The organism is Luteococcus sanguinis, from assembly GCF_039527675.1.
Taxonomy (GTDB): Bacteria; Actinomycetota; Actinomycetes; order Propionibacteriales; family Propionibacteriaceae; genus Luteococcus; species Luteococcus sanguinis.
In genome coordinates this window covers 134,924-142,642 of sequence record NZ_BAAAKI010000014.1, presented here as the reverse complement: position 1 = coordinate 142,642, position 7,719 = coordinate 134,924, and the positions used below count along the sequence as shown (strand labels likewise).

At 67.2% G+C, this 7,719-nt stretch carries 5 protein-coding genes; 3 read left to right on the top strand and 2 right to left on the bottom strand.

Translation table 11 applies throughout. The features are described 5' to 3' along the window. Positions 1–62 precede the first annotated feature (62 nt). Together tsaA and ABD089_RS11010 are read right to left on the bottom strand one after the other, a co-directional pair. Entirely contained in the window at positions 63–797 is a 735-nt protein-coding gene (tsaA, locus tag ABD089_RS11015) for a tRNA (N6-threonylcarbamoyladenosine(37)-N6)-methyltransferase TrmO (RefSeq protein ID WP_343886440.1), read from the bottom strand. Beyond that, positions 790–1,446 (bottom strand): response regulator, encoded by a 657-nt coding sequence (locus ABD089_RS11010; protein ID WP_343886439.1) that lies wholly within the window; start codon positions 1,444–1,446, stop codon positions 790–792. Before ABD089_RS11010 ends, tsaA begins: the two co-directional genes overlap by 8 nt. A 469-nt stretch (positions 1,447–1,915) precedes the next feature. Between ABD089_RS11010 and ABD089_RS11005 the strand changes: the two genes are divergently transcribed. The 3 genes from ABD089_RS11005 to clpB all read left to right on the top strand — a co-directional run bounded on the left by ABD089_RS11005 (position 1,916) and on the right by clpB (position 7,633). Next, on the top strand, positions 1,916–3,115 hold the full coding sequence (locus tag ABD089_RS11005) for a sensor histidine kinase (protein WP_343886437.1): 1,200 nt from the start codon (positions 1,916–1,918) through the stop codon (positions 3,113–3,115). Between the two features lie 521 nt (positions 3,116–3,636). Beyond that, a complete protein-coding gene (locus ABD089_RS11000) occupies positions 3,637–4,809 on the top strand; it encodes an alcohol dehydrogenase catalytic domain-containing protein (RefSeq protein WP_425560035.1) in 1,173 nt (390 codons plus the stop codon). A 250-nt stretch (positions 4,810–5,059) separates the two neighbouring features. After that, a complete protein-coding gene (gene clpB, locus ABD089_RS10995; RefSeq protein ID WP_343886436.1) occupies positions 5,060–7,633 on the top strand; it encodes an ATP-dependent chaperone ClpB in 2,574 nt (857 codons plus the stop codon). The last annotated feature ends 86 nt before the right edge of the window (positions 7,634–7,719 follow it).

Genomic DNA, 7,719 nt, shown 5'->3' with positions numbered 1-7,719 from the left:
CAACGGGGGTCCTCCCTTCACGTCAACCCGCAAACTGTCATGAACGTCCCTGCCACCAACACCTAGACCCGATAGCCGGGCCACTCGGCTGCCGGGTCGCTCGTCAGCGGCTGCACGTCGACGACCACCAGCAGGCATCCGTCGAAACGGAACCTGACGTCCAGCCCCGCGAAGGGAAGGCCGAAGACCCGATCCGGGTCGTCCAGGTGCACCGGACGAGGGTCGTGGGCCAGCACTCCGAGCAGGGCCTCGCGCAGCTCGTCCGGCACCCGGTCCATCAACTCATCCGTCACCACCACGGTGACCTCTGGCTCGGGGAAGTCCCCGATGAACCCGCTGGTCGCATCCGCGTGCGCGTCCAGCGGGATGTAGGGCTTGATGTCCAGCACCGGGGTCCCGTCGACCAGGTCGGCGCCACGGACGACCAGAACCGGCGCCTCGGGTCCGTCCAGTTCGACGCGCACCAACTCCACCGAGCTGAGCCCGATCGGGTTGGGGCGGAAGGGGGAGCGGGTCGCGAAGACCCCGAGTCGTCGTCCCCGTAGCCGTGGCGGGCGGACGGTTGGCGACCACGTCCGGCGTTTCGAGAGGCTGAACTCCCACACCAACCACAGGTGGCTGAAGCCCTCCAGCCCGCGCACCGCGTCCGGGCTGCGGAACTCGTGTTCGAAGACCACGCGCGACTCGAGCGCGGGCACCATACCGGCCTGTCGCGGGACGCCGAACTTGGACGGGAAGTCGCTGCGCACCCTCGCGACGGTGACATAGGGCCCGCGGGCGGCGTGGTCGTCACTCATCGAGAGCGGGCAGGCGGTGGGGGTCGACGAGCCCCAGCTGGATGGCACGCACCAGAATCTGCGTGCGCGAGCGCACCTGCAGCTTCTCCCCGACATTGGCCAGGTATTGCTTCACGGACCCCTCCGAGAGGAACATCCGGGCGCCGATCTCGGCATTGGACATGCCGTGGGCCAGCCAGCCCAGCAATGCCTGCTCGCGGGGCGTCACGGACAGCGCCGATGCCGCCGGGCCTGCCTGCGGCGCCGCCGACTGGCTCAGGGCGTGGACGAGTTCTCGTCGCACTTCGGGGGACAACGGCATGTCCCCGTCAAGGGCCTGGTCCATCGCCGCGATGACCGCGCGTCCGCCCGCATGCTTGAGCAGGTAACCGGCAGCCCCCGCCTGCAGCATGGGGACGACGAACTCGCGCGTACCGAAGGTGGTCAGCCCCACCACCACCGCATGGGGATGTTCGGCCGTGATCCGAGAGGTGGCGGCGATCCCGTTCATGACGGGCATCCGCAGGTCCATCAGGACCACATCGGGCTGTAGTCGGTCGTAGGTGGACACCCCCTCACGTCCGTTGGTGGCCTCACCTACCAGCAGGTACCGCTCCTGCCTGCCCAAGAAGGCCCGGAAGGACGCGCGGACGAGTGCCTCGTCGTCCACCAACACGACCGTTCGGGCAGTGGGCGGCCTCGAAGGGGGCGGTGGAGCCAGGAGCGGTTCAGAGGTCACGACTGGATACTAGGACCGTCTTCATGTGAACATGGTTCAGCCCATCTCTGGGACGGGGCCGGACCGTCGCAGTAGTGGCGGTTGCCGCGCCTCGTGGTCGAGGCGGACACCCGGAGGCGGGCATTGATGATCCCCCAGATTCGGAGCGCCGATGAACTACCTCACCCGTACCCTCGCCGCCGTGGCCGTCATCTCGGCCGCGGCACTCCCCGTCCTCGCGAGGGCCCGCACGTCAGCCGTTGACGACCAGGCCGCCCGCGCGTCCCGAATCGACGACGGGCAAGGGAATGACCGGGGCACCGCCCCGACCCGCTGGATCTGCAAGGTCATACCAAGACTGTGCTCAACGTCTGGCGATCGCCTGCTCGCCGCCCCGCGGCGGCGGTGTCACACTTGCTGAGTGTTTGAGGGTCTCCGCCACAGCATCTTCCTGCCCACGCAGCCCGTTGAGCAGGCACCCGGCGCCGGGTGGCGAGTGCTCCAGGGCATCGCCACGCTGTTCTTCATCGGCGACGCGATGGACACATTGCTCACCAACGACATCTCCACCTCCGACAGGTTCTGGGGTGTCGTGGCGCCGCTGGCAGCGCTGCTGCTCTGCTGGTCGCCCATCCTTGGTGCCGTCGTGGCGCTCACGCTGCTGCTGGTGCTGCTCGTCGTCCCGGACCTGTCGGGCGACATCTACTCCTTGGCATTGCTGCCGCCGATCCTGCTGTGGCGCCTGACGGAGAGGGCTGCTCTGGCACTGGTGGTCTTCATGCTGCTCTACCTGCCCCTGATCGCCACCAAGGTGCCCGAGGGGTGGATGTCCCCATCCCTCATCATGCGCGTCATCATCGTCGCATGTGCGCTGGCGATCGGGTGGGTGCTGCGGATGGTGATGCTCCAGCGACGACACGGCGTGCAGCGCATCCAGCAGCTCGAGGAGCAGAACGCCCGGATCCGCAGCGATGAGCGCGGGGCCCTCGCGCGCGAACTCCATGACGTCGTGGCGCACCAACTGTCGATCATCAGCCTGCAGACCATGGCCCACCGAGAGGCCACCGATTCCGAGGAACTGCGGGGAGCGCTCGATCGAGTGGCCGAGGCCTCGGGTTCGGCCCTCAGCGAGTTGCAGCTGCTGCTCGAGGTGTTGCGGGACGACGACCCTCGCGACGCCAGCGCCGAGCGGCTCGCCGAGGTGCTTCCCCCCACGCGGGTCGCACACGACGTCGCCAGCACGCTGCGGGACCATGGTCATCACGTCGACGTCAGGGTCTCGGATGACGCGGATCGCCTGGAGGCATCGCAGCAGGTGACGATCTCGAGGGTGCTGCAGGAGGCGGCTACGAACATCCTGCGCCACGCGCCCTCGGGCGCGGCGTGCCAGATTGCGGTCGAGGTCTTCCCTCGCCGCATCGTCGTCGACGTCCGCAGCCCCGTGCGGGACCCCGGGGCAAGCACACCACTCGAGGCACTGTCACTCGGCTACGGCTTGCGCGGCATCCGGGAGCGGGTCGATCTGGTCGGTGGTTCACTCAAAGTGGGGCCGCACGGCGACCAGTGGGTGCTCCACATGACCCTCCCGCACCCTGCATTCCCTGACAGGGAAGCGATCTAGCTCGCACCATTAACTTTTGGCCATACTTCCCGGTGATGCTGTCACATAGTTAAGTTCTAGGGATAACGTGATCTTCGGTGGACGTCGTTTGGCGGATTCGACGCGTCATGGAATGCATCCCGGTCAGGTGATTGCGCGGACGCACCCCGCAGTCATCGACGTCCGGTGGCGACAGGATCGGGATGACCGTGCCCTTGGGACGGCAATCGGGGGTCATCCCGGCTCCGTCGCGTGGTGTCGGTGCGATGGGGCGTGGGGGGCCCAGGCACCACCCACCTGCTGGGCCGGGAACCGTCGGGGTTCTCGGCCCAGCGCACTTTCCGGGGCAGCGTGAGGGCACTGACAAGACGGCATCCCTTGACCCCGTCAGCTACGTCGACGAACAGGTTCCGCTCGGAGCCGGTTCCAAACAGCACAGCTTCCATGAATCCCGCGGCGCTTATCACATCGAGCGTCCGGGTAAGGCCCTCGCAAAGTTCGAGGGCCCATCTTTCGAGTCAGGAGCGAAGCACAATCGCGCCGTGGTCTTCCACGGCACCGGCACCATGAAGGTCGACACGCTCGACTTCCCCAAGCTGGAGATGCCCGACGGCCGCAAGGCCCCGCACGGCGTCATCCTCAAGATCGTCGCGACCAACATCTGCGGCAGCGACCTGCACATCTACCGAGGCTCCTTCCCCGTCCCGGACGGCATGGTGATGGGCCACGAGATGACCGGCCAGGTCGTCGAGGTCGGCAGCGATGTCGAGTTCCTCAAGGAGGGCGACGTCGTCTCGGTGCCGTTCAATGTCGCGTGTGGGCGCTGCCGCAACTGCCGTGCCGGGCGAACGGAGGTGTGCGAGACGACCAACCCGGAGAAGTCGTGTGCGGCCTATGGCTTCAACCTTGGCGATTTCCAGGGCGGCCAGGCCGACTACCTCTTCGTGCCCTACGCCGACTTCCAGCTGCTGCGCTTCCCCGATCGTGACCAGGCCATGGAGAAGATCCTCGACCTGGCCGTGCTGTCCGACATTCTGCCCACGGCCTTCCACGGTCTCGTGGAGGCCGGTGTCGGCCCCGGGTCGACGGTCTACCTCGCCGGCGCGGGCCCGGTGGGACGCTGCGGTGCGGCCGCTGCGCGCCTCATGGGTGCATCGTGCATCATCGTCGGTGACCACGACAAGAAGCGTCTGGAGCTGGTGCGAAAGGCTGGCTGCGAGACGATCGACCTGACCCAGGACGTGCCGCTGACCGACCAGATCGAGCAGATCCTCGGCGAGCCGATGGTCGACGCGGCGGTGGACTATGTCGGTTCAGAGGCTCACGGAATGGGCAAGGACTCGCAGACGATGGACCCGGCTGCAGCCATCAACCAGGTCATGGCTGCCACGCGTGCGGGCGGTGCGACGGGCATCATCGGCGTCTACGGGCCTGACCCGATCGCGAAGTCGAAGAAGGCCCAGCAGGGCATCTTCGAGCTCGACTTCGGTCAGGCGTGGATCAAGTCGCCGCACATCACCGGGGGCCAGGCGCCGATCATGCGTTACAACCGGCAGCTGATGAGGGCGATCCTGTGGGATCGGATGCCTTACCTGCGCGACATGCTGAATCCGAAGGTGATCAGCCTTGACGAGGCGCCGAAGGCCTATGCCGACTTCGACAAGGGTTCCGACCTGAAGTACGTGATCGACCCGCACGGCATGATCAAGAAGTGACGTGAAAGGGCGTGGCCCGCGGTTCACCCCGCCCGCCCGTGTCAAGGCCCGGGGCAGCACACGCCAAATGAAAGTCACACCCCATGGGTGGACAGCCCAAAGTGGGCGCTGTGCGCTGCCGGGGCACGGGGGAATAGTTGACCCCTCCTAAAGGTTGAGTGAGATGGACTCAAGTTTGCTGGCGCTCCATGACGGAGCGGGGCAGACTGTGAGTCACCGAACCTCCTATATCCCCAACCCAGAAGGACTCATGGACACCGAGAAGCTCACCACGATGAGCCGGGACGCGGTCTCGGCTGCGCTTCGCAATGCGCTGGTCAACGGCAACCCCAATGCCGAACCCGTGCACCTCTTGCATGCCCTCCTGATGGTTCCCGAGAACACCGTTGGCCCGCTGCTGGCCAGCATCGGCGCCGACCCCAAGCAGGTCGACGACCAGGCCCAGGCCATGATCAAGAAGCTGCCTTCCGCGCAGGGCGGCTCGGTCAGCCAGCCGCAGCTGTCCGGTGCCTTCGCGCGCGTCCTCGCCGACGCCGAGACCCGGGCCGACCAGCTGGGGGACAGCTATGTCTCCACCGAGCACCTACTCATCGCGCTGGCCAGCATCCCGTCCGAGGCGCAGGGCGTGCTCGGCAACAACGGCGCGACGCCCGACAAGCTCACCAAGGCCTTCAACGACTCCCGCGGCGATCGTCGCGTCACGTCCCCGGAGGCCGAGGGCGGCGAATCCGCGCTGGCCAAGTACTCCGTCGACCTGACCGAACGTGCCCGCGAGGGCAAGCTCGACCCGGTCATCGGCCGAGACGGTGAGATCCGCCGCGTCGTGCAGGTGCTGGCCCGCCGCACCAAGAACAACCCGGTGCTGATCGGCGAGCCCGGCGTCGGCAAGACCGCCGTCGTCGAGGGTCTCGCCCAGCGCGTCGTCGCCGGTGACGTCCCAGACTCCCTCAAGGGACGTCGTGTCGTCAGCCTCGACCTTGCGAGCATGGTCGCCGGTGCCAAGTACCGCGGCGAGTTCGAAGAACGCCTCAAGGCCGTCCTGAACGAGATCAAGGATGCCGAGGGCCAGATCATCACCTTCATCGACGAGCTGCACACCGTCGTCGGTGCGGGCGCTGGCGGCGAGGGCGCCATGGACGCGGGCAACATGCTCAAGCCCATGCTGGCCCGCGGCGAGCTGCGGATGATCGGCGCGACGACCCTGGACGAGTACCGTGAGCACATCGAGAAGGACCCGGCCCTCGAGCGCCGCTTCCAGCAGGTCTACGTCGGCGAACCGTCCGTCGAGGACACCATCGCCATCCTGCGTGGCCTGCGCGAGCGCTACGAGGCGCATCACAAGGTGCGCATCACCGACGGTGCGCTGGTCGCCGCTGCGTCCCTGTCGAACCGCTACATCACCAACCGTCAGCTTCCTGACAAGGCCATCGACCTGATCGACGAGGCCGCCAGCCGGCTGCGGATGGAGATCGACTCGTCCCCAGAGGAGATCGACAAGCTGCGTCGCACCGTCGACCGGATGAAGATGGAGCAGTTCGCCATCGGCCAGGAGGACGATGTTGCCTCGAGGGCCCGGCTGGAGCGGCTGAACTCCGAGCTGGCCGACACCGAGGAGGAGCTGCGTGGCCTGATGAGCCGCTGGGAGGCCGAGAAGGCCGGCCTGAACCGGGTTGGTGACCTGAAGACTGAGATCGACGCCCTGCGCGTGGAGGCTGATCGCTACCTGCGTGACGGCGAATTGCAGAAGGCCGCCGAGATCACCTATGGACGCATCCCCCTGCTCGAGAGGGAGCTGGAGGAGGCCTCACTGGCCGAGCAGAGCACCACGCCCATGGTCAGCGAGGAGGTCGACGCGGCCGACATAGCCGAGGTCGTCAGCGCCTGGACGGGCATCCCCGTCGGCAAGATGCTGGCGGGCGAGGGCGAGAAGCTGCTCAAGATGGAGGAGCTGCTCGGCGAGCGGCTGATTGGGCAGAAGAATGCCGTCAAGGCCGTCTCGGACGCCGTCCGCCGTTCCCGCGCGGGCATCAGCGACCCGAACCGTCCGACCGGAAGCTTCCTCTTCCTCGGCCCGACCGGCGTCGGCAAGACCGAGCTCGCCAAGAGCCTGGCCGACTTCCTGTTCGACGACGAGACCGCGATGGTGCGTATCGACATGAGCGAGTACTCGGAGAAGCACTCTGTCTCGCGATTGGTCGGCGCCCCGCCCGGTTATGTCGGCTACGAGGAGGGCGGCCAGCTCACCGAAGCCGTCCGTCGCCGTCCCTACTCCGTCGTGCTGTTGGACGAGGTGGAGAAGGCCCACCCGGACCTGTTCAACATCCTGCTCCAGGTGCTGGACGACGGTCGCCTGACCGACGGCCAGGGCCGGACGGTCGACTTCCGCAACACGATCCTGATCCTCACCTCCAACCTGGGCAGCCAGTTCCTCGCCGACCAGAGCCTCGACCCCGAGGCCAAGCGCGAGGCGGTGATGGGCGTGGTGCGCCAGGCCTTCCGTCCCGAGTTCCTGAACCGGCTCGACGACATCGTCCTGTTCGACCCGCTCACGCAGGACGACCTGGTGCACATCGTCGACACCAACCTGGCGAAGCTCAACGCCCGCCTGGCTGATCGCCGGATCACGCTCGAGGTCACCCCGGCCGGTCGACAGTGGCTGGCCGAGAAGGGCTTCGACCCGGTCTACGGTGCGCGTCCGTTGCGTCGCCTGATCCAGACCACGATCGAGGACCAGCTCGCCCGCGCCATGCTGGAGGGTCGCGTCACCGACGGCCAGACGGTCACCTTCGACGCCCCGGATGGTCAAGACATCGTGCTGGTCTGACCCGGCACGCCCAGGTTCCGAGCAAGCTGGCCGGAGGGACCCCTCGAGCCTGTCGAGGGGTCCCCACCGGCCACCTCCACCCTCGG

What these genes read in the sequence shown, in the direction of transcription:
- clpB (WP_343886436.1), top strand. Translation starts at nt 5,060, where the DNA reads ATGGACACCGAGAAGCTCACCACGATGAGCCGGGACGCGGTCTCGGCT.
- tsaA (WP_343886440.1), bottom strand. Translation starts at nt 797, where the DNA reads ATGAGTGACGACCACGCCGCCCGCGGGCCCTATGTCACCGTCGCGAGG.